18 protein-coding genes are annotated in these 20,631 nt (G+C 67.2%); 10 read left to right on the forward strand and 8 right to left on the reverse strand.

The window, feature by feature from the left end; genetic code table 11:
* Positions 1-138 precede the first annotated feature (138 nt).
* The 3 genes from OSH10_RS04185 to OSH10_RS04195 all read right to left on the reverse strand — a co-directional run bounded on the left by OSH10_RS04185 (position 139) and on the right by OSH10_RS04195 (position 3,413).
* Positions 139-1,569 (reverse strand): homospermidine synthase, encoded by a 1,431-nt coding sequence (locus OSH10_RS04185; protein ID WP_266330286.1) that lies wholly within the window; start codon positions 1,567-1,569, stop codon positions 139-141.
* Positions 1,570-1,693: 124 nt separating this feature from the next.
* Positions 1,694-2,266, reverse strand: coding sequence for a GNAT family N-acetyltransferase (locus tag OSH10_RS04190; protein WP_266330288.1), 573 nt, complete (start codon positions 2,264-2,266; stop codon positions 1,694-1,696).
* Between the two features lie 13 nt (positions 2,267-2,279).
* Positions 2,280-3,413, reverse strand: coding sequence for a type III PLP-dependent enzyme (locus OSH10_RS04195; protein WP_266330289.1), 1,134 nt, complete (start codon positions 3,411-3,413; stop codon positions 2,280-2,282).
* A gap of 747 nt (positions 3,414-4,160) precedes the next feature.
* On the opposite strand from OSH10_RS04195, the gene OSH10_RS04200 reads away from it, so the two are divergent.
* The 5 genes from OSH10_RS04200 to OSH10_RS04220 all read left to right on the forward strand — a co-directional run bounded on the left by OSH10_RS04200 (position 4,161) and on the right by OSH10_RS04220 (position 9,916).
* Positions 4,161-5,750, forward strand: a complete 1,590-nt coding sequence (locus OSH10_RS04200; protein ID WP_407660657.1) for a gamma-glutamyltransferase family protein — start codon at positions 4,161-4,163, stop codon at positions 5,748-5,750.
* 115 nt (positions 5,751-5,865) lie between these two features.
* Entirely contained in the window at positions 5,866-7,050 is a 1,185-nt protein-coding gene (locus tag OSH10_RS04205) for an amidase (protein ID WP_266330290.1), read from the forward strand.
* Positions 7,051-7,121: 71 nt separating this feature from the next.
* On the forward strand, positions 7,122-8,030 hold the full coding sequence (locus tag OSH10_RS04210; protein WP_266330291.1) for a LysR family transcriptional regulator: 909 nt from the start codon (positions 7,122-7,124) through the stop codon (positions 8,028-8,030).
* Between the two features lie 141 nt (positions 8,031-8,171).
* Complete coding sequence (locus tag OSH10_RS04215) at positions 8,172-8,816, forward strand: DUF1007 family protein (protein ID WP_266330292.1); 645 nt, start codon at positions 8,172-8,174, stop codon at positions 8,814-8,816.
* Complete coding sequence (locus OSH10_RS04220; protein ID WP_266330293.1) at positions 8,813-9,916, forward strand: nickel/cobalt transporter; 1,104 nt, start codon at positions 8,813-8,815, stop codon at positions 9,914-9,916. The genes OSH10_RS04215 and OSH10_RS04220 overlap by 4 nt, the downstream gene beginning before the upstream one ends.
* Before the next feature lie 52 nt (positions 9,917-9,968).
* Here OSH10_RS04220 and OSH10_RS04225 read toward each other — a convergent pair whose 3' ends face one another.
* Positions 9,969-10,754 carry a gamma-glutamyl-gamma-aminobutyrate hydrolase family protein gene (locus OSH10_RS04225; RefSeq protein ID WP_407660658.1) on the reverse strand — a complete coding sequence of 262 codons (786 nt, stop codon included), beginning with the start codon at positions 10,752-10,754 and terminating at the stop codon, positions 9,969-9,971.
* A 208-nt stretch (positions 10,755-10,962) separates the two neighbouring features.
* Between OSH10_RS04225 and OSH10_RS04230 the strand changes: the two genes are divergently transcribed.
* Complete coding sequence (locus OSH10_RS04230; RefSeq protein WP_266330294.1) at positions 10,963-12,090, forward strand: TRAP transporter substrate-binding protein; 1,128 nt, start codon at positions 10,963-10,965, stop codon at positions 12,088-12,090.
* Between the two features lie 75 nt (positions 12,091-12,165).
* On the opposite strand, the gene OSH10_RS04235 is transcribed toward OSH10_RS04230, so the two are convergent.
* Complete coding sequence (locus tag OSH10_RS04235) at positions 12,166-13,179, reverse strand: KpsF/GutQ family sugar-phosphate isomerase (protein ID WP_266330295.1); 1,014 nt, start codon at positions 13,177-13,179, stop codon at positions 12,166-12,168.
* A gap of 188 nt (positions 13,180-13,367) precedes the next feature.
* Here OSH10_RS04235 and OSH10_RS04240 point away from each other — a divergent pair, with 188 nt between their 5' ends.
* From OSH10_RS04240 to OSH10_RS04255, 4 genes are all read left to right on the forward strand, one after another.
* Positions 13,368-14,810: an outer membrane beta-barrel protein gene (locus OSH10_RS04240; protein ID WP_266330296.1), complete on the forward strand. Its 1,443-nt coding sequence runs from the start codon at positions 13,368-13,370 to the stop codon at positions 14,808-14,810.
* Between the two features lie 63 nt (positions 14,811-14,873).
* Positions 14,874-15,413 (forward strand): MarR family winged helix-turn-helix transcriptional regulator, encoded by a 540-nt coding sequence (locus OSH10_RS04245; protein WP_266330297.1) that lies wholly within the window; start codon positions 14,874-14,876, stop codon positions 15,411-15,413.
* A 98-nt stretch (positions 15,414-15,511) separates the two neighbouring features.
* Positions 15,512-16,438, forward strand: coding sequence for a DMT family transporter (locus OSH10_RS04250; protein ID WP_266330298.1), 927 nt, complete (start codon positions 15,512-15,514; stop codon positions 16,436-16,438).
* A 143-nt stretch (positions 16,439-16,581) separates the two neighbouring features.
* A complete protein-coding gene (locus OSH10_RS04255; RefSeq protein ID WP_266330299.1) occupies positions 16,582-17,781 on the forward strand; it encodes an MFS transporter in 1,200 nt (399 codons plus the stop codon).
* 106 nt (positions 17,782-17,887) lie between these two features.
* On the opposite strand, the gene hdhA is transcribed toward OSH10_RS04255, so the two are convergent.
* The 3 genes from hdhA to OSH10_RS04270 form a co-directional block, all read right to left on the reverse strand.
* Positions 17,888-18,655: a 7-alpha-hydroxysteroid dehydrogenase gene (gene hdhA / locus OSH10_RS04260; RefSeq protein WP_266330300.1), complete on the reverse strand. Its 768-nt coding sequence runs from the start codon at positions 18,653-18,655 to the stop codon at positions 17,888-17,890.
* 77 nt (positions 18,656-18,732) lie between these two features.
* Positions 18,733-19,515 carry a molybdopterin-binding protein gene (locus tag OSH10_RS04265; RefSeq protein ID WP_266330301.1) on the reverse strand — a complete coding sequence of 261 codons (783 nt, stop codon included), beginning with the start codon at positions 19,513-19,515 and terminating at the stop codon, positions 18,733-18,735.
* Positions 19,505-20,347, reverse strand: a complete 843-nt coding sequence (locus OSH10_RS04270; protein WP_266330303.1) for a cytochrome b/b6 domain-containing protein — start codon at positions 20,345-20,347, stop codon at positions 19,505-19,507. The genes OSH10_RS04265 and OSH10_RS04270 overlap by 11 nt, the downstream gene beginning before the upstream one ends.
* Positions 20,348-20,631 lie beyond the last annotated feature (284 nt).

The raw sequence follows: 20,631 nt of genomic DNA on the forward strand, positions 1-20,631 counted from the left end.
ACATGCCCGTGACGCATGTCAAGGCAACCGCGCGGCCTGCCTAATCGGGAGGCGGCCGCCACCTCACCCTGCCAGGCGCACAAAAAAAGACCGGGCCAGGGCCCGGTCTCAACACTTCGTGCGGCTTGGTCGAACGTATCAGCCCAGATTGTGGACCAGCACGTTGCGGAACTGCCAGGGGTCGCTCTCGTCGATGTCTTCCGGGAAGAAGCCCGGTCGATCGGTGAGCGGCGTCCAGTCGGTGTAGATGCCCTCGACGGTGCCGAGATAGGGCTTCTGCACGCTCAGGCACAGGTGATAGTCGAGCTCGTCCGCCTCGACGATGCCGGAGGTCGGATGCTCGAGCGCCCAGACCATGCCGGCGATCACCGCCGACGTGACCTGCATGCCGGTAGCGTTCTGGTAGGGCGCGTTCTCGCGCGCCTCGTCGATCGTCAGCCGCGAGCCATACCAGTAGGCGTTCTTGGCATGGCCATAGAGCAGCACGCCAAGCTCATCGCGGCCGGCGATGATCTCTTCCTCGCTGAGGATGTGCTGCTTCGACTGGCGCTTGCCGGCGCGGCCGAACATTTCGTGCAGCGACAGCACCGCGTCGTTGGACGGGTGGTAGGCGTAGTGGCAGGTCGGGCGATAGACGACTTCGCCCTCTTCGCGCACCGTGAAGTGGTCGGCGATCGAGATCGCTTCATTGTGCGTGACGAGGTAGCCGAGCTGCGGGCCGGGTGTCGGGCACCAGGAGCGCACGCGCGTATCGGCGCCGGGCCCCAGCAGGAAGATCGCCGCGCCGCTGCCGGTGTCATGCGTGCGGGCATGGTCCGGGATCCAGCGCTCATGCGTGCCCCAGCCAAGCTCGGCCGGCTGCAGCGCCTCGGAGATGAAGCCCTCGACCGACCAGGTGTTGATGAAGGTGTCGAGCTGCTTGGCGACGCGGGCGCGCTGCGTATCGCGCTCGGCGATGTGGATGCCCTTCACGCCGGTCGCCTTCATCAGGGCGGCCCATTCGCGACGCGTCTTCGGCTCGTCATGTTCGATGTTGAGGTCGCGCGCCACGTCCAGCAGCGCCTGCTTGACGAACCAGGACACCATGCCCGGATTGGCGCCGGAGCACGAAACCGCCGTCGGCCCGCCGGGATGGGCGCGCTTTTCCGTCAGCAGTTCTTCGCGCAGCGCATAGTTGGAGCGCGAGGCAGGGTCGGCCTTGTGGTCGTAGTAGAAGCCCGGCCAGGGCTCGATCACCGTGTCGATGTAGAGGCTGCCGATTTCGCGGGCGAGCTTCATTATGTCGAGCGAGGAGGTATCGACCGAAAGGTTGACGCAAAAACCGCCGGCCGCCAGCAGCGGCGCCAGCACCTCGCGGTAGTTTTCCCGCGTCAGCGCCGCCTTGACGTGCTTCACGCCATAGGTAGCCATCAGTCCCACGTTTTCACTGCTCGGCTCGATGACCGTGATCTGCGGCTGGTCGAGCGCGAAATGGCGCTTGATCAGCGGGAGGAACCCTCGCCCGATCGAACCGAAGCCGATGATGACCACGGGGCCATGGATGCGACCGTAGACAGGCCAAGTCGTCATAGCGAGACACTCCTCAAAGTCGAAATCAACAAGTGGGGTACCGTACCCTTCCTTCGTGACAAACAAAAAGTCGTGGATGGAAGAGCGTCAACCCTTCCATCCACGACCGGTTTGAAGCGGGAGCCTAGCGGCTTGTATCGGCCAGGTCGAGCCCGGACGGGCTTGCAACCAGCGGAAAGTCCGTCGCGGAGAGCGGCGGCGCCGACCAGTCGCCTGTCGCGACCAGCATGCCGCAGGCGCCGTCGAGAGCGCCATCCCTGAGTTCCAGCGCCAGGAAGCGCTTGCGCTCCACCGGCCCCGGCATCAGCAGGCTCTGCGTCGGCTCGGCGGAAAAGCCGAAACGCGCATAGTATTCGGCATCGCCGACCAGAATCACGGCGCCGTGGCCGAACATGGCGGCGCGGTTGAGCGCGGCGCGCATCAGCTTGCCGCCGAGGCCTTCGCTCTGACGTTCCGGCGCAATCGCCAGCGGCCCGAGCAGCAGGGCGTCGCGCCCGCCGGCCGCGACGTTCCAGAGCCGGACCGTGCCGATGATCTCGCCGCCATCGCGGGCGACGAGCGCCAGGCCGGACGCCGGCAGGCGGTTTTCCCGCAGGCGTTCGGAGGTTTTCTGGTGGCGATCCGGACCCATGGTCCGGTCAAGCAGCATTTCCCGGGCGCCGGATTCGCCGGGCGCCTCCACATCGATCTGAATCATGAATGGAATTCCCTCAGATCACGAAGGATTCGAGCGGCTTGAAGCCGTTGAAGGCGACCGCCGAATAGGTCGTCGTATAGGCGCCCGTGCCTTCGATCAGCACTTCGTCGCCGATCGAGAGCGAAACCGGAAGGTGATACGGCGCCTTCTCGTAGAGCACATCGGCCGAGTCGCAGGTCGGGCCGGCAAGCACGCAGGCCGTCTTCTCGTCGTGGTCATGCGCCGTGCGGATCGGGTAGCGGATCGACTCGTCCATCGTCTCGGCGAGGCCGCCGAACTTGCCGATGTCGAGATAGACCCAGCGCAGGTCGTCCGCCGCGTCGCTCTTCTTCGAGATCAGCACGACTTCCGTCTTGATGATGCCGGCATTGCCGACCATGCCGCGGCCCGGCTCGATGATCGTCTCGGGGATCCGGTTGCCGAAATGGCGCTTCAGGGCCGAGTCGATCGACGAGGCATAGTTCTCCACGCCCGGAATCTCCTTGAGATAACGGGTCGGGAAACCACCGCCGAGATTGACCATCGACAGCTGGATGCCGCGCTCTGCGAGCGTGTGGAAGATGTCGGCGGCCGAGGCGAGCGCGCCGTCCCAGGCTTCGGTGTTCGCCTGCTGCGAACCGACATGGAACGAGACGCCATAGGCGCGCAGGCCCTGGCGATGGGCATGCTCGAGGACGCCGACAGCCATCTGGGGCTCGCAGCCGAATTTGCGCGACAGCGGCCATTCGGCGCCGGCGCCGTCGCACAGGATGCGGCAGAACACACGGGTGCCGGGAGCGGCGCGGGCGACCTTGTCGACCTCGGCTTCGCAATCGACCGCATAGAGGTTGATGCCACGCGCGAAGGCAGCGGCAACGTCGCGCTCCTTCTTGATGGTGTTGCCGAAGGAGATGCGATCCGGGGTGGCGCCAGCGGCCAGCGCCATGTCGATCTCGGCCACCGACGCGCAGTCGAAGTTCGAGCCGAGCGAGGCGAGCAGCGCCAGCACTTCCGGAGCCGGATTGGCCTTCACCGCATAGAAGACGCGGGTGTCGGGCAGAGCGTGCGCGAAGGTGAGATAATTCTCCCGCACGACATCGAGATCCACGACAAGGCACGGGCCATCGGGACGTCGGCTGTTGAGAAAGTCGATGATGCGAGCGGTCATGAGGGTCTCCCCGTTGGCCTGCCAAGGCCAAAAAAGCGTTGCGAGCGATGACGAAACCGGAGCGAATTCGCCGCGCCGAGCGCTATGGACGCGATCGGAACGTTGAAGACGAGCCGTTTTTGCCGGGGTTAGCCGGCAGTTTTCGCGGGTAGCAGTCGCAGGACAAACGCGGACGTTTATCGTAAGCGCTGCCTTCGCTTGGAACGGGAGACCCGATCCGCACGCCCGGCAAGGATGTAGTGCCTCTTCAGTGACAACGGCCTTTGGAGAGCCGTCCGAGACCAAAAAAGCCCGCTACGTCGTTGCTTCAAGTCGCGTCCTCCGCGGAGACGGAGTTCACCGGTTTCGCTTTCCGGCTGCCGACCTTATCGGGATCTCTCCCGAACTCCTGGGACCCTCTCTTTTTGAGAGTCTTGGGCGTCGCTTCGGCCTCTTGTCCGAAGCCCCACCGGTCGGCACGCAACCACAGGCACGTGCGATAATTGGGCAAGCGGTACGTAGGCCCAACGCGGTTAACATTCAAGCGGTTTTTGCCCCCTGGGCCCAAAATTCACGCACGATCGGCCGCGCAACGCTCGACATGACGGAATCGCGACATTTTTGTGTCGCCACAGGGGCTTGGCAGCTCCCTCCGGGAGGCGGATTCCGCCCGCAAAGCAGGCTTAACGCGTCCCGCACTGCGATTGATTCGTGCTTCCGGCCATGGGCGCTTTGGCCTATGCAGAAGCGTCAACAGGAGGGCTGCGCGTGAACGAAACCGTCGTCGGTGAAAAGGGCATGGTCGTCGCCCCCCACAGGGCTGCAGCGGAAGCGGGGGCGGAGATCATCCGGGCCGGCGGCAACGCCATCGAGGCGGTGATCGCCGCGGCCGCCACCATCGCCGTGGTCTATCCGCATATGAATGCCATTGGCGGCGACGGCTTCTGGCTGATCCGCGAACCGGGCAAGGAGCCGCGCTACCTAGAAGCCTGCGGCGGCGCCGGTTCGCTCGCCACCATCAAGGCCTATCGCGGCAAGGGCTATGACACGATCCCGACGCGCGGCCCCGATGCGGCGCTCACCGTCGCCGGCGCGGTCTCCGGCTGGAACACCGCCTATGAACTGTCGCAGAGCCTGGGCGGGCGGATCGACCGCCCCACCCTGCTCGCCGACGCCGTCGAACATGCCAAGAAGGGCATCAGCGTCACGCGCTCGCAGGCAAGGCTGACGGCGCAGCACCTCGCCGATCTCTCCACCGCCCCCGGCTTCGGGGACGTATTCCTGGTCGACGGCAAGGCGCCGGAACTCGGCGCGACGATCCGCCAGGAACGCCTCGCCGACACGCTGGACCATCTCGGCCGAGCCGGCTTCCTCGACTTCTATAAGGGCGACGTCGCCAGCGAGATCGGCGCCGATCTCGAGCGCTTCGAATGCCCGGTGACGCGCGACGACCTCGCCGCGCATGAGGCGCGCCTGCGCGCCCCCCTCTCCGTCCGGCTCGAGGGCGCCACGGTGTTCAACTCGCCGCCGCCGACCCAGGGCCTCGCCTCGCTGCTGATCCTCGGCATCTTCGAGCGCCTCAACGTCAAGCGCGGCGAGAGCTTCGAGCATATTCACGGGCTGGTCGAGGCGACCAAGCGCGCCTTCCTGATCCGCGACAAGCATGTCACCGACCCGGTCTTCGCCGGCGATCTCTCCGTGCATCTGTCGCCGCGCGTGCTCGACCGCGAGGCGGCGCAGATCAGCATGTCCCGCGCCGCGCCCTGGCCTCAGGTGGCGAAGAAGGGCGACACGGTCTGGCTCGGCGCGATCGACGCCTCCGGCCTCTCCGTTTCCTATATCCAGTCGATCTTCTGGGAGTTCGGCTCCGGCGTCGTGCTGCCGGCGACCGGCATCACCTGGCAGAACCGCGGCGCCAGCTTCTCGCTCGATCCGCGCGCGCTCAATCCGCTCGAGCCCGGCCGCAAACCGTTCCATACGCTGAACCCGGCGCTCGCCCGCTTCGACGATGGCCGCATCATGAGCTACGGCACGATGGGCGGCGAGGGCCAGCCGCAGACGCAGGCCGCCCTGATGAGCCGGCATGCGCTGTTCGGCATGGATCTGGGCGAAGCGATCGACGCGCCGCGCTGGCTGCTCGGCCGCACCTGGGGCTCGGACCACACCAATCTGCGCGTGGAAAACCGGTTCGATCCCGACCTTCTGATCGCGCTGGAACGGGCCGGCCACGAAGTCGCCGTGCTGGACGAGGCCTATTCCGACACGATGGGTCATGCCGGCGCGCTGGTGCGGCGCAAGGATGGCCGGATCTTCGGCGCCAGCGATCCGCGTTCCGACGGCGCCGCCATCGCCGCCTGAGGGCCCCGGCGCGCTCTTTTTTGGCAAATACCTGAGAATGGCGCTATGAATCGCCTGCAAAGCGACGCCGCGATGGCGTCGCCCCGATATCCCATCCAGGAGTCGATAGACGCCCATGCTTCTCGCCAGCGATCCGGTCCATGCGTTCGTCGACTATCCCGCCGTTGAAGTACCGTCCTCCCCGACCGGGCCGCTCGTCGGCCTGACCATGGCGATCAAGGACCTCTATGACGTCGCCGGTTATCCGACCGGCGTCGGCCACCCGCTGAAGCGCGCCGAGAGTGGCGACAAAACGGTGACCGCGCCCGCCGTGCAGTTCCTGCTCGATGCCGGCGCCCGTTTCGTCGGCAAGGTCCATACCGACGAGTTCGCCTATTCGATGAATGGCGAGAACCACCATTACGGCACGCCGATCAACGTCCGCGCGCCCGGCCGCATTCCGGGCGGCTCGTCCTCCGGCTCGGCCACCGCCGTCTCCGGCGGCCTGGTCGATTTCGCGCTTGGCAGCGACACCGGCGGCTCGGTGCGCGCGCCGGCTTCCTATAACGGCCTGCTCGGCATCCGCCCGACGCATGGACGGATCGACATTTCCCGCGTCGCGCCGCTGGCCGAGACCTTCGACACGGTCGGCTGGTTCGCCCGCGATGCCGACACCTTCTCCCGCGTCGGCGCCGTGCTGCTGGGCGAGGACGAGAGCGACACGCCGCTGACCCGCTTCCTCGTCGGCGACGACATCCACGCCCTGCTGCTCGGCGAACTGGAAGAGGCCGCTGTCCGTTCGGCGACGCCGCGCATCGCCGCGCATCTGGAGCCGGCCGGCGCCGTCATCGTCGCGCCGGATGGGCTCGCCGCCTGGCGCATGATCTTCCGCACCATGCAGGCCTATGAAGCCTGGCAGGCGAATGGCGAATGGATCGAGAGCCGCCAGCCGAGCTTCGGCCCCGGCGTGCGCGAGCGCTTCGAATGGGCGAGCCACGTCACCCGCGAGGAATATGACGCCGCCGCCCTGCGCCGCGCCCAGGTCCGCGCGCGCGTGCGCGGCCTGCTCGGCGAAGACACCGTCCTCGCCATCCCGACCACGCCCGGCATCGCGCCGCGCATCGGCCTGGGCGGCGACGAGCTCGAATCCTATCGCAACCGCGCGCTTTCCATGCTCTGCACGGCCGGCCTCGCCGGCCTGCCGCAGATCAGCCTGCCGCTCGCCGACCATGAGGGATGCCCGCTCGGCGTCTCGCTGATCGCGCCGGCCGGACGCGACCGCGCCTTGATCGATCTCGCCGCCCGGATCATGGCAGGCTAGTCCGCTTCGCCGGCTCACGCCGCCTCGCGCGGGCCGGCTCCCCCTTCGCTCGAAATACCCTAGGCGGCATCATGGATACGCTCACCCGGATGAAGACCTTCGTCGAGGTCGTCGAGGCCGGCGGCTTTTCGGCCGCCGCGCGCAAGATGGGCCGCTCGAAGGCGCTGATCTCCAAATATGTCCGCGAACTCGAGGACGAGTTGGGCGCCCGCCTGCTCAACCGCACCACGCGCACCCTGTCGCTGACCGAGGTCGGCCAGGGCTATGCCCGTGACGCCACCGAGATCCTGCAGCGGATCGAGGACCTGCAATCCTCGGTCGGTGACGCCCATGCCGCGCCGCGCGGCCGCCTCAAGGTCTCGGCCCCGCGTACCTTCGGCGATGGCGAGCTCGGCCGCGCGATCATGGAGTTCGTGGTCAGCGAGCCGGAGATCTCGCTCGAGCTTCATCTGGAGGATCGCTTCGTCGATCTCGTCGACGAAGGCTTCGACGTCGCCATCCGCATCTCGACCCTGACCGACTCGAGCCTGATCGCCCGCCGCCTCGCCTCGTTCCGCATATCCGCCGTCGCAAGCCCCGCCGTGCTGGAACAGTATGGCCTGCCGGAGCGCCCGGAAGACCTTTCCGGCAAGCCTTGTGTGATCGATTCCAACGTCGCCTACCGCACCAACTGGCCGTTCCTGATCGATGGCGAGCGGGTGACCGTGCCGGTCAAGGGCCGCGTCGAGGTCGACAGCCCCAACGCCGCCCGCCTCGCGGCGCTGGCCGGCCTCGGCTTCGCCATCGTCCCGCATCTGGTGGTCAAGGACGACATCGAGGCCGGCCGGCTGCGCGTCGTGCTGGAGGCTTACGAGCCGGCCAGCGCCGCCATCCACGCCGTCTATCCGCACCGCCGCCATCTCTCCGGCAAGGTGCGCAGCTTCATCGACTTCCTGGTGAAGTGGTTCGACAAGAACGGCCCGCATGGCGGGAATTGCTAGGCGCGCTTCCGCCGCCGGCCGGGATCAAGAAACTGTGATGGCGGGGCCGTCGGCGGCACGCCCCCGCCGCCGGCTCGACACGATCTGGCCGCACTTGTCTGGCCCTTTCAGGCCGTTCGCCTTTCCGCAGAGACCCATCGCATGCTTCGATCCCTGATCGTCTTCGCCTTCGCCGCGCTCTTCGCGACCGCAGCCCAGGCGCATCCGCATGTCTTCGTCGATGCGAAGGAGGAGATCCTGTTCGACGCCGACGGCAAGATGTCGGCGATCCGCCATATCTGGCAGTTCGACCAGGCCTTCACCGCCTTCGCTATCCAGGGCCTCGATGCCAATGGCGACGGCAAGCTGTCGGACGATGAATTGCAGCCGCTCGCCAAGGTGAACGTCGAGTCGCTGAAGGACTACCACTACTTCACCCGGCTGAAGGTCAATGGCCGCCGCGCTCCGGTCGAGGCGCCTTCGGAATACTGGCTCGACTTCCACGACAGCCGGCTGACGCTGTTCTACACGCTGCCGCTGAAGACGCCGACCGCCGTCGGCGAGACCACGACGCTGGAAGTGTTCGACCCCGAATATTTCGTCGCCTTCAACTTCGTGAAGCATCACGCCATCACGCTCACCAACGCGCCGGCCAATTGCAAGGCGCATTACGCGCCGCCGCACGAGCTCGACGCCGACATCATGGCCAAGCTTGCCGCGATCCCGGCCGACCAGCGCGACCTGCCCGATGAACTCGCCGACGCGGCCTCGAGCCTCGCGGCCCAGATCACGATCCGCTGTTCATGAAGCCATCCCGCGCCTTTCGCTGGATCGGCGCCGTCGCCGCCAGCGCGATGCCGACTTTCGCCCTCGCCGCGCCGAGCCCGTTCGGCATCGCCACGCCCGATGGCGGCGGCACGGTCGCCTGGGCCGGCCCACTCGCCCCGCTGTTCCAGTGGATCGCGCGCCAGCAATCCGTGTTCTACCGCGACCTGACCGACGCGCTCGCCAACCTGTCGCAGAGCGGTCACGCGGCGCTCATCCTGGTCGCGCTGTCCTTCGCCTATGGCGTGTTCCACGCCGTCGGCCCCGGCCATGGCAAGGCGGTGATCGCCTCCTATCTGCTGGCCACCGGCGACCGGCTGAAGCGCGGCATCGTCATCTCCTTTGCCTCCGCCCTGGTGCAGGCGCTGACCGCCATCCTCGTTGTTTCCGTCGGCACGCTGATTCTCAACGTGACCGCGATGACCATGACGCGGGCGACCGACGCGCTGGAAATCGCCAGCTACGCGCTGATCGCGCTCTGCGGCATCTGGCTGCTCTGGATGAAACTGTCGGGACGCGGCCAGGAGTCCAATCCGAATGCGCCGGTCGTCGAGCATGATCCCGCGACCTGCAATCATCCCCATCACCGGCTCGGCCGCAATTTCGCCTTCGCGCCTCGGGTCGCTCCCGCCGGCCTTGCCAATGCGGGTTTTTCGGCCACCGGGCTCGCCAACAGTCGCGTCCCGCCCGGGGCGACCGGCCTCGCCTGCGATTGCGGCCATTCGCACGCGCCAGACCCGTCCCAGCTCGACCGCCCGCTGACCGTCGGTCGGGCCTGGACGGCGATCCTCGCCGTCGGAATCCGCCCCTGCTCGGGCGCCATCATCGTGCTGGTCTTCGCCGTGTCGCAAAAGCTCTATTGGGCCGGCATCCTGTCGGTGCTGCTGATGGCGCTCGGCACCGGCCTGACGGTCTCGGCGCTGGCAACGATGGCGGTAAAGGCCAAGGACCTGGCGCTGCGCTTCTCCGGCGGCGAGACGCGGACGCAACTGCGCGTCGTCAACGGCCTGCAGATCGCCGTCGCCAGCGGCATCCTGCTGTTCGGCCTGCTGATGCTCGGCGGCGCCCTGGCGGCGGGGTAGTTTCGCTTCCTTCACCTCTACCTGAGGGAGAGGTGAAGGAAGGGCCTTCTCCCTACTCCGCCGCCGCCAGGCGACCGCGCGAGGCCAGGCGCGCCCGCATCGCCTCGCCGAAGGCGCGGAACAGGCGGGCGGAGGGCGCGTCGGTCGCCACCCAATATTCCGGATGCCATTGGACGCCGACGGCGAAGCCCGGCGCGTCGCGAACGCTGACCGCCTCGATCGTGCCGTCCGCCGCCACCGCCTCGACGACCAGCCCTTCCGCCAACTCGCCGATCGCCTGCCGATGCAGCGAGTTCACCTCGATTTCGTCGCGCTCGACGATGCGTGCGAAACAGCCATCGGCCACGATCCGGACCGGGTGGCGGATCGCGAAGCGCTCGGCCTGAACCTCGGAGACCGGCGCACGGTGATCGTCACGGCCGGGAAGATCCTGCACTTCGGAGATCAGCGTGCCCCCCAGCGCGACGTTCAGTTCCTGCTGGCCGCGGCAGATGGCGAGCAAGGGCACGCCATGCCGGATCGCGGCGCGGATCAGCGGCAGCGTGGTGGAATCGCGGGCCGCGTCATAGGGCTCTGTACGGGGATCGGCGCTTTCGCCATAGAGCGAGGGATGGACATTGGAGCGGCTGCCGGTGACCAGCACACCGTCGACGCGCGCCAGCAGCGCCTCGATGTCGAGCGCGTCGCCGAGCGACGGCACGATCACCGGAATACCACCGGCACCGGTCAGGACCGCCTTCACATAGGTCTCCGAGGCGGCGTGCCAGCGATAGCCCTCGAACTCGCGCACATCGGCCGCAACGGCCACGAGAGGCGAGGCATTCTTTGGTTCCATCATGATACAGATCGCTTGCTGGGAGGCATTTCGCCCCTTTTACACCGGAAGATGACAAAAATAGCCGTCTTTTCGCCAACTCTGCCGGTTAAGGACCCAGCCCCCCGATAGAGGCATTCCCCCGGATGCCGGCTGCCTGGGCCGAGACGGCCGCCGAGAGGCTGGCGTCGCGACCGCATTGGCTGCCCCGAACCAACCAGGAGGTACGGATATGTCTCCGAACCGACCGGACCGACGCTCCTTCCTGCGCAACGCCGTCCTTGCGCCCGGCGTGGCCGTGGCAGGCGGTGCCGCCCCGGCGCTCGCCGCCCCTGCCATTGCATCGGTTCCCCCCGCCATATCCTGGCAGCTGCAATCGAGCTTTCCCGCCTCGCTCGAAACCATTCATGGCACTACCGAGGCGATGGCCCGCTCGATCGCGGCGCTGACCGGCGGCCGGTTCCGCATCGAGATCGCGGCGGCCGGCGACTATGCGCCAAGCCCCGAAACGCTAGACGCCGTGCGAAACGGGACGATCCAGGCCCACCAGACCTGCTCCTACTACTACATGGACCTCGACCCTGCCTTCGCGATAGGCACCGCCTTGCCCTTCGGCCTCAATGCCCGGATGCAGAACGCATGGATCACCGATGGCGGCGGCCAGCAACTGCTCGACGCCTTCTATGCCCAACACGACCTGGTCTCCTTCGTCGTGGGCAACACCGGCGCGCAGATGGGCGGCTGGTACCGCAGGGAAATCCGCAGCCTGCCGGAGATCGCCGGCCTGAAGATGCGGATCGCCGGCCTCGGCGGCACCGTACTCGCCCGACTTGGCGTGGAGCCGCAGCAGCTCGCGCCCGAGGCGATCTACTCCGCCCTCGCGGACGGCACGATCGACGCGGCCGAGTGGGGCGGACCGCATGAGGACGAGAAGTTCGGCTTCTACAAGGTCGCGCCCTATTACTACTATCCCGGCTGGTGGGAGGGCGGGCCGTCCATCCATCTCCTGGTGAACCGCCCCGCCTTCGAAGCGCTGCCGGAGAGCTACAGGGTGGCGCTTCGAACCGCCGCCGCGCAGGCCTCGCACGACATGCTCGCCCGCTTCGACGTGCGCAACAATACCGCCATCCGCAATCTGATCGACAAGGGCGTGCAATTGCGTCCCTTCCCGAGCGACCTGCTGGAGGCCGCCTACAAGGCGGCGTTCGAGCTCTATGGCGAACTGTCGGCCGATCACCCGAGCTTCAAGGCGATCTACGAGCCCTGGAAGATCTTCCGCGACCAGATCTACCAGACGTTCCGGGTTGCCGAGAATTCGTTCGACACCTTCGGCTTCGCGCAGCAAGCCAAGGGGCTCTGATCCGAAGGCGCCAACGCAAGTCCTTCACCCTGCCCTCTCCCGCAAACGGACCGGGCTGGGGTGAGGGGCCCTTTCTCAGGCCACGCCGATCCGCAGCAGGTCGTGCATGTGCAGCACGCCGACGGGCCGGTCGCCCTCGACCACGAACAGCACGGTGATCTTGGCGGCGTTCAGCCGGTCGATCGCCGCGCCCACCAGCATGTCCGGCTGGATCGTCTTCGGCGAGCGGGTCATCACCTGGTCGACGCTGCGCGCCAGCAGGTCCGGCCCGATATGGCGGCGCAGGTCGCCATCGGTGATCATGCCGATCAGCGCGCCGTCGCCATCGATCACGCCGAGGCAGCCGAGCCCCTTGGCGGTCATCGTGACGATCGCCTCCGTCATCGGCGCGCCGGAATGAGCCACCGGCATCGACGCGCCCTTATGCATCACGTCGCGGACGAAATGCAGGCTGGCGCCGAGCTTGCCGCCGGGATGGAACAGGCGGAAATCCTGCGCCGTGAAGCCGCGCGTCTCGAGCAGGGCGATGGCGAGCGCATCGCCCAGCGCCAGTTGCATCACCGCCGAGGTCGTCGGCGCGAGTCCATGCGGACAGGCCTCTTCCGCGCGCGGCAGCAGCAGGACGTGGCTCGCCTGGCGGCCCAGCGTGCTGTCGGCATTGGAGGTGACGGCGATCAGCGGCGTGCGGAAGCGGCTCGCATATTCGACCACGGCGCGCAGTTCCGCCGTCTCGCCCGACCAGGACAGCGCCAGAATGATGTCGTCGCGGCCAACCATGCCGAGGTCGCCATGGCTCGCCTCGGCGGCATGGACGAAGAAGGCCGGCGTGCCGGTGGAAGCCAGCGTCGCCGCGATCTTGACGCCGACATGGCCGCTCTTGCCGACGCCGGTGACGACGACGCGGCCCCCATGGGCGCGGATCATGTCGACGACGTCGGCGAAGGGCGCGGCCAGCGGCCCGGCGAAGGCGGCGGCCAGGGCATCGAGGCCGGCGCGCTCGCTTTCCAGCGTCCTGAGCGCCGAGGCGACCGACGGACCCGCCATATCCACGCTCGCCAGTTGTTCGCCTGTCTTGCCCGCCACCGGCATCGTTCACTCCGCATCCGTTTTCTGGCGGGCTTTTAGCATGCCCCGCCGGCCCGCGCCGCCGGAAAACGCTGTGCGGCGGCGAGGCGGCGACAACCTTCTCTTAACCAAGGCCGTTTACGGTTCGGAAACCATAGTGTCCGGCTCGCCGGTCGCTACCCGTTTTCGTCAGAAGGCCACGGCAAGCGGCAATGCAGATTCCAGTCCGGCTCATCCTGTCGGCGGCGCTCTTCACGGCGCTCGCATCGACGACGGTTGCCCGGGCCCAGGACGCGGCCCTGCCGGCCGATCTGCTCGACGACACCGACGCCTTCGGCAGCCTGCGCGGCAGCGACGGACAGGCCGCCGTCGACCTCACCCTGCCCACCGAGACGCCCGGCACGGGCAATAACGAGCCGCCGCCGACCGGCCGCGCCGTGCGCACCGAGCGCATCGCGCCCATCATCGCCGAGGAGGACGAGCCGGCCCGGCCGCGCAACCGCACCGCCGATGCGCTCGATGCCTCCAGCTACGATCCGCTTGGCATCCGCATGGGCAGCTTCACCGTGCTGCCCTCGATCGAACTGCGCGGCGGCTATACCTCGAACGCGGCGGGCTCCGCGACGGGGGGACCGTCCGGGCTGCTGACCCTGGTGCCGGACCTGATCGTCAAGTCGGACTGGAGCCGGCACGCGCTCGACTTCAAGTTCCACGGCACCTACGACTATTTCACCGACACCTCCGTCGCGCCGAAGCCGACCGTGGATGCCGAGGCCAATGCCCGCATCGACCTGCCGCGCGACTGGGCGCTGCGGCTGCGGGCCGCCTATAATTACGAGACGCAGTCGCTTTCCAACCTCGATTATCCGGCTGGCGTCGACAATCCGCCGGGGATCAACACCTATGCGGCCGGGGTGACGCTGGATGGCACGCTCGGCCGCACGGTCCTGCAGTTGCGCAGCAACATCGCCTATTCCGGCTATGAAGACGGCAAGGCCGGCGACGTCACCATCCCGCAGGGCTATCGCGACAACACGCTGGCGAGCGCCGCCGCCCGCGTCGGCTACGAGGTGACGCCGGTCCTCACGCCCTTCGTCGAGGCCGAGGTCTCCGACCGCAGCTTCCGCCAGAAGATCGATCCGAACGGCTTCAGCCGCGCCAGCCAGGGCGTGACGCTGCGCGGCGGCATCGCCTATTCTGCCGATCCGGTGCTCCGGGGCGAACTCGCCATCGGCTGGCATCGCGAGCGCTATGACGACAACGCGTTCAAGCCGCTCAACGCCATGACCATCGACGGCAATGTGCTGTGGGCGCCGACGGAGCTGACCAATTTCACGCTCCGTGCCGCGACCTATGTCGATCCGACGACGGATTCGAGCTCGGCCGGCTCGATTGTGTACGATGTCGGACTGAAGGCCCAGCATGCGCTGCGCCGCAACCTGACGCTCGAGGCCGACCTCGGCTACCAATACCAGGACTACCAGGGCATCAACGCCGCCGACATCACCTATGAAGCCGGCTTCGGGGTGACGTGGAAAATCAATCGCGCCGCCTGGCTTGTCGGGCGTTTCTCGCAGGAATACTACAAGAGTGCCCAGCCGGGCGGAGACTATCCGACCACCACCGTCACGGTCGGCCTGCGCCTGCAGCGTTGAGTTTCTGGCGATTTCGTTTGCCGTGTCATCAACCCGACACGTTGACCCGTTATGGGGAACCGCATGGCCTTCAATCACCGCAAAACGATCACCTTCCGCCTCGCCCAGACAGCGCGTGCCGCGCGTGGGCGTTCAGGTAGTCATCTCGCGCGGATCGGGCTCCATCCCGGCCAGGACAGCGTTCTGAAGACGCTTTCCGAGCAGGATGGCCTCTCGATGAGCCAGCTGGCGCAATCGCTGGCCGTGCAGCCGCCCACCGTCACCAAGATGGTGAGCCGCCTCGCCGCCCAGGGTTACGTGGAGCGCAAGGCCTCCAAGGGCGACGGTCGCCAGGCGCATGTCTATCTGACGCAGCAGGGCCGCGACGCCATCGTCGACATCGACAAGGGCTGGAAGCGGCTGGAAAAGGAAGCGCTCGCCGGTCTCGACGACAAGGACGTCAAGCGCCTGCGCAAGCTGCTGCGCCAGATCGAGCGCAACCTCTCGGCCATCCCCGAGGACGGCGAGGACGACGCAATCGACGAGCCGGAAGCCGAGCCGGAGACGGAATCAAAGCCGGACGCGACCGATATCGCGCCGGAGAACGCCGAAACGGTGGCTTGAGCCCGGCGGCGCAATCTGCTTGATTGGGCAAGGCCCGATCGCCGATAGCGCCTGCCCTTTCCCGGGCATCCTCCCCCGACCGACTTCCCGGAGCCCGGATGTCTTCCCCGTTGCCGACCGCCGATGCGGAGGCCACGCTGCGCTTGCGCGGCATCGCCATGTATTCCCTCGCCATGTTTCTGTTCGCCGGCACCGATGCCTGCGCCAAATATGCGGGCCAGTTCGTGCCGGTGATGGAGGTGGTCTGGCTGCGCTTCGTCGTCCAGATCGTGCTTGCGGTGCTGGTGTTCCAGCCATGGCGCGCCATCGCGCTCTACAAGACGCGCCGGCCGGGGATGCAGTTCCTGCGCGGCATGTTCCTGGCCGGCTCGACGGTCTTCAATTTCCTCGCCGTCCATGAACTTCAGCTCGACCAGACCATGTCGATCGGTTTCTCGGCGCCCTTCATCACGGCGGCGCTCGCGGGTCCGCTGCTCGGAGAATGGGCAGGGCCACGCCGCTGGGCGGCGATCCTGGTCGGCTTCGTGGGGGTGCTGGTGATCACCATGCCAGGCTTCGGATCGCTGAAGCCGGCGATGTTCCTGTCGCTCGCCGCCGCCTCGTCGAACGCGTTCTACATCCTCTCGACCCGGTTGCTCACCCGGACCGACAGCAGCGCCGGGCTGCTGCTCTATTCGGGCCTGATTCCCGCCCTGGTGCTGTCGCCCGTCGCCGTTCCCATGATCGTTGCGCCGCCGACGCTGCTGGTCGGGGTCTGCATGTTCCTGACCGGGGCCCTGGCCTTCGCCGGCCACTGGTGCCTGGTCCATGCCCACAAGCAGACCGCCGTGCCCGTGCTCGCGCCCTTCATGTACACGGGCCTGATCTGGATGATCCTGCTCGGTTATCTCGTCTTCAACGACGTACCGGCGCCGCGCACCCTCGTCGGCGCCAGCATCATCATCGCCAGCGGTCTCTACCTACTCTACCGCGAGCGGGTAAAGGCGCCGAAGCGGCAGGAGCCGGTCGACGTGCTCGACGGCTGAACGCCGCTTCTTGCCCGGCGCGGCAGAAAGGCCGCAGCCGCCCGCCCGAAAACGCGCTAAGACAGCGAACCGCATCGCCCGAACATCGCCTTTCCGCGCCCTTCCCGCGCGCGGCTGCAGACCGTCCTCTCCCCGGATACCCCATGGCCCTTCCCGCCAACCGACAGGCGCGCTTCTTCGTCGCCCTCGCCATCATGGTCGCGCTGCTGAACAGCACCGCCGCGTCGCCGCTCTATACGAGCTACCGGGTAATGTGGTCGCTGGACGCGTTCACCGTCGCCTTCATCTTCGCCATCTACGCCTTCGGCACGCTCGCCGCGCTGGTCGTGCTGGGACGGCTCTCCGATCGCCTGCCCGACCGGCGGCTGCTGATCATCGTCTCGCTCGGCATCGTGATCGCCGGCGCGCTGATCTTCGCCTCGGCCGGCAATCTGGCCACCCTGCTGATCGGAAGACTGCTGGCCGGCGCCGGCACTGGCGGCCTGACCGGGATCGCCAACGCCGCCCTGATCGAGCTCGACCCCAAGGCGGACGCGCGCGCCAATGCCGTGCTCGCCACGGCCGTCTTCACCGGCGGCTGCGCGCTTGGGCCGGTCATCAGCTCGGCCGCGCTCCATTTCGACGCCTGGCCGCTTCATCTGCCCTTCATCCTGATCGCCGCCCTGGCACTGATCGCCATCCTGGGCCTCGTCACCGCCTCCTGGCAGCCGGCGTCGCGCATCGTCGAGACGCGGCAGAGGGTCGCCGCGAACGTCGTCCCGACCGGCCGCTACGCCGCCTTTACAGTGGCGGCGGGGGCGCTGATCATCGCCTGGGCCGTCGGCTCGACCTTCGCCGGGCTCGGCGTCACCTTCGTGCATGAACTGCTGAAGGTGAACAGCCAGGCGGCATCCGGCGTCATCGTCGCCGCCTTCCAGCTCGTCGCCGGCATCAGCCAGCTCGCCAGCCAGCGGCTCGATTCCAACAAGGCCATGGTGCTCGGCACGACTCTGATCGCGCTGGCAATCCTCGCCTGCGCCTTCGCCATCTGGACCACGTCGCCGCTGCTGTTCGTGCTCGGCACGCTGGGCAGCGGCATCGGTTATGGCGCGGCCTTTGTCGGCGCCGCCGGCGTGGTCAACCGAATCGCCCCGCCCGACCGGCGGGCCACCTGGGTCTCGACCTTCTACATCACCGGCTATCTCGCCAACGCGCTGCCGGTGCTGGCGCTGGGCTTCCTCGGCGACCGCCTCGGCCTGTTCGGCGCCTTCCTGTGCCTCACGGTCTTCACCGTCGTCGGGACGATCGTGGTCAACAGCACCGCCCGCATCGTGCTGCGGCCGTCGCGGCGCGGACGCGCCTAGGGCCTTTCACCGTTACCCTGAAGCGGTGAAAGGCTCTAACTCCTTGTGAGATCGCGTTTTCTTCACGCGAACCGGTACTCACTTCGCTCGAAAACGCTCTAGCCGGTCAGTCGAGCTCCTGCACGCCGCCGCCCGAGACCGTCAGCACCTGGCCGCTGATCCACGCCGCCGCCGGCGAGCAGAGGAACAGCGCCGCATTGGCGATATCGGAGGGCTCGCCGAGCCGCCCGAGCGGCGTGTGCTTCAGCATCGCCGCCTCGATCTCCGGCGTCAGCACGCTCTTCAACGCATCAGTCTTGATCGCCCCCGGGGCGATGGCATTGACGCGGATGTTCTTCGGGCCGAGGTCGAAGGCGGCGTTGCGGGTCAGATGGTTGACCGCCGCCTTGGACGAACCGTAGGAGGCCATGCGCTGGTTCTTGTTCTCGCCCGACATGGACGAGATGTTGAGCACCGCGCCGCCGCCGGCCTGCTCCATATGCGGCGCGGCCAGCTGCATCAGGCGGAACAGCGCAAAGACGTTCAGCTCATACGCCCAGCGAAAATCCTTCATCGGCATGTCGAACGGCTTGGGTCCGCCGCCGCCGGCATTGTTGACGAGGATCGTCAGTTTGCCGAATTGCGACACCGCCTGCTCGACGGCGCGCGCCAGATGCGCCTCGGCGGTGACGTTGCATTCGATGCCGATCGCCCGGCCGCCCTTCGCGACAATCGCGTCGGCTACCTCGATCGCGCCTTCCGGCCTCAGGTCGGTGACCACGACCGCGGCGCCGGCTTCGGCGAAGGTCATCGCGATGGCACGGCCGATGCCCGCCGCGGCCCCCGTGACGATGGCGACATCCGCATCGAGATTGAGGAGCTGGCTGATCGTCATGACGGCACCCGACATTGATCCAGGGAACGCCCTTCACTCTGTCACGATCGACCAGCGCCGTCATCCGGCCGGCCGGTTCAGATCCCGGCATACCATTCGTAGCCGCGATCTTCCCAGAAACCGCCCTGGCCGCCATCGATCGCGGAGAAATCGGCCACCGCCTCGATGCGCATGACGTATTTCGCCATCTTGTAGCCGAGCTGGCGCTCGACCCGCAGCCGCAGCGGCGCGCCATGCGCGACCGGCAGGGTCCCGCCGTTCATCTCGTAGGCCAGGATGGTCTGGGCGTGCTCGGCATCCGGCAAGCCGAGGCTCTCGTAGTATTTGGCGCCGCCGGCCAGGGTCTGCTCCAGCGTGTCGGCGCAATAGAAGACGATGTAGCGCGCTTCCGGCTTCAGCCCGACCTGGTCGAGCAGCGCCTTCAGCGGCACGCCCTTCCACTTGCCGATGCAGCTCCAGCCCTCGACGCAGTCATGCCGGGTGATCTGGGTGCGCGACGGCATGGCGCGCAGATCCGCCAGCGACCATTCCATCGGCCGCTCGACCAGCCCGCCGACCTTCAGGCGCCAATCCTGGAAGCCATTGGCTGACAGCGCGAGATAGTCCTCGTCCTGCGGGTCGATGCTGCCATTCGGCTTGAAGTCGGGCGAGATGTCCGCCTCGCTATATTCGCGCGCCATGTCGTTGGGGCCGAGGATGGCGCGCTGGGTCGTGCGGGTCAGGCTTTCCGCCCGGAACAGCATGCGGCGGAACCAGTCGGCGCTGGAAAGCTGGTCGCAGCCGGCGAGCACCAGCGTCCCGCCAAGCACGAAGGCGCGCTTGAGGAAACCGCGGCGGTCGAAGCCCTTATCAACGCGCATCGGATTTCTCCTCGGGCTGGATGACGTAATTGCCGGTGATCATCGAGCGCAGATTGTTGAAGACGCCCGAGATCAGCACCATGGCGAGGTGGACGAGGATGAACAGCACCACCAGCGTGGCGCAGACGAAGTGGATCGTGCGCGCCGTCTGCCGGCCTCCGAGGATATCGACGAGCCAGGGAAAGGCTGCGTCGATGCCGGGCGACATGGCGAGGCCGGCCAGGACCAGCAGCGGCAGCACGACCAGCGCGATGCCGAAATAGGCGAGCTTCTGCAACACGTTGTAGTGACGCGCCTCGTCCCCTCTCGGGAATTTCAGCCGCATGTGCTCCCAGATCGACGCGCCGATATGGCGGAGCTGGTCGCGGTTTGGCACCAGTTCGCGCAGATGGCCGGACGCCAGGCTCCAGGCCAGGTAGACGAGGCCATTGGCGACGAACAGCCAGGCGAAGAAGAAGTGCCAGCGTCGTCCGGTGGCGAGATCCTGGAAGCTCGGCAGCGTCGCCCAGCTCGGGAAACCGCGCTCGACGGAGGCGCCATTTTCGCGCGACACGCCCAGCACGCCGGTGGTGGTGAAGTCATGGCCGAGGATGGTGGTGACGCCGACGGGGTTGTCGTCGGTATCGGGCGCCTGCCGCATCGCCAGCACCGGGCTGTCGAAATGCGAGCGCTGGCCCAGATAGAGGGCCGGATGGGCGTTGAAGATCTGCATCCCGCTCATCAGCAGCACGGTGATGCAGAGCACGTTGATCCAGTGGGTGACCCGGACCACGAGACGGTGGCGATAGATCAGCTGGCGTCGTGGGACGCCTTCTTCCGAGATCGCAGACATGGCCGGACTCCGCCGGCCCGGCACGCGGTCGAAACGGCCGCCCCTTTTCCGGGCCCAACCATTCTACGCTCTTTTCGCCCGCGAAGTTTCGCGAAGCATTCGCGGGTGTAGCCCCCGCCAAGTAATTCGCCCGGGAGGTCATTCCCAAAACACGACCATCATCCTGAGGTGCCCGGCGAAGCCGGGCCTCGAAGGAGGATCCAGGGAACGCCCGATTTAGATCGCGGGGCGGATTTTGCCTGAGTTCGTCTGCAAGCCGCAATGCCCCGCTGGAGCCTCCTTCG

The organism is Kaistia defluvii (assembly GCF_026343955.1).
In the GTDB taxonomy this organism is placed as follows: domain Bacteria; phylum Pseudomonadota; class Alphaproteobacteria; order Rhizobiales; family Kaistiaceae; genus Kaistia; species Kaistia defluvii.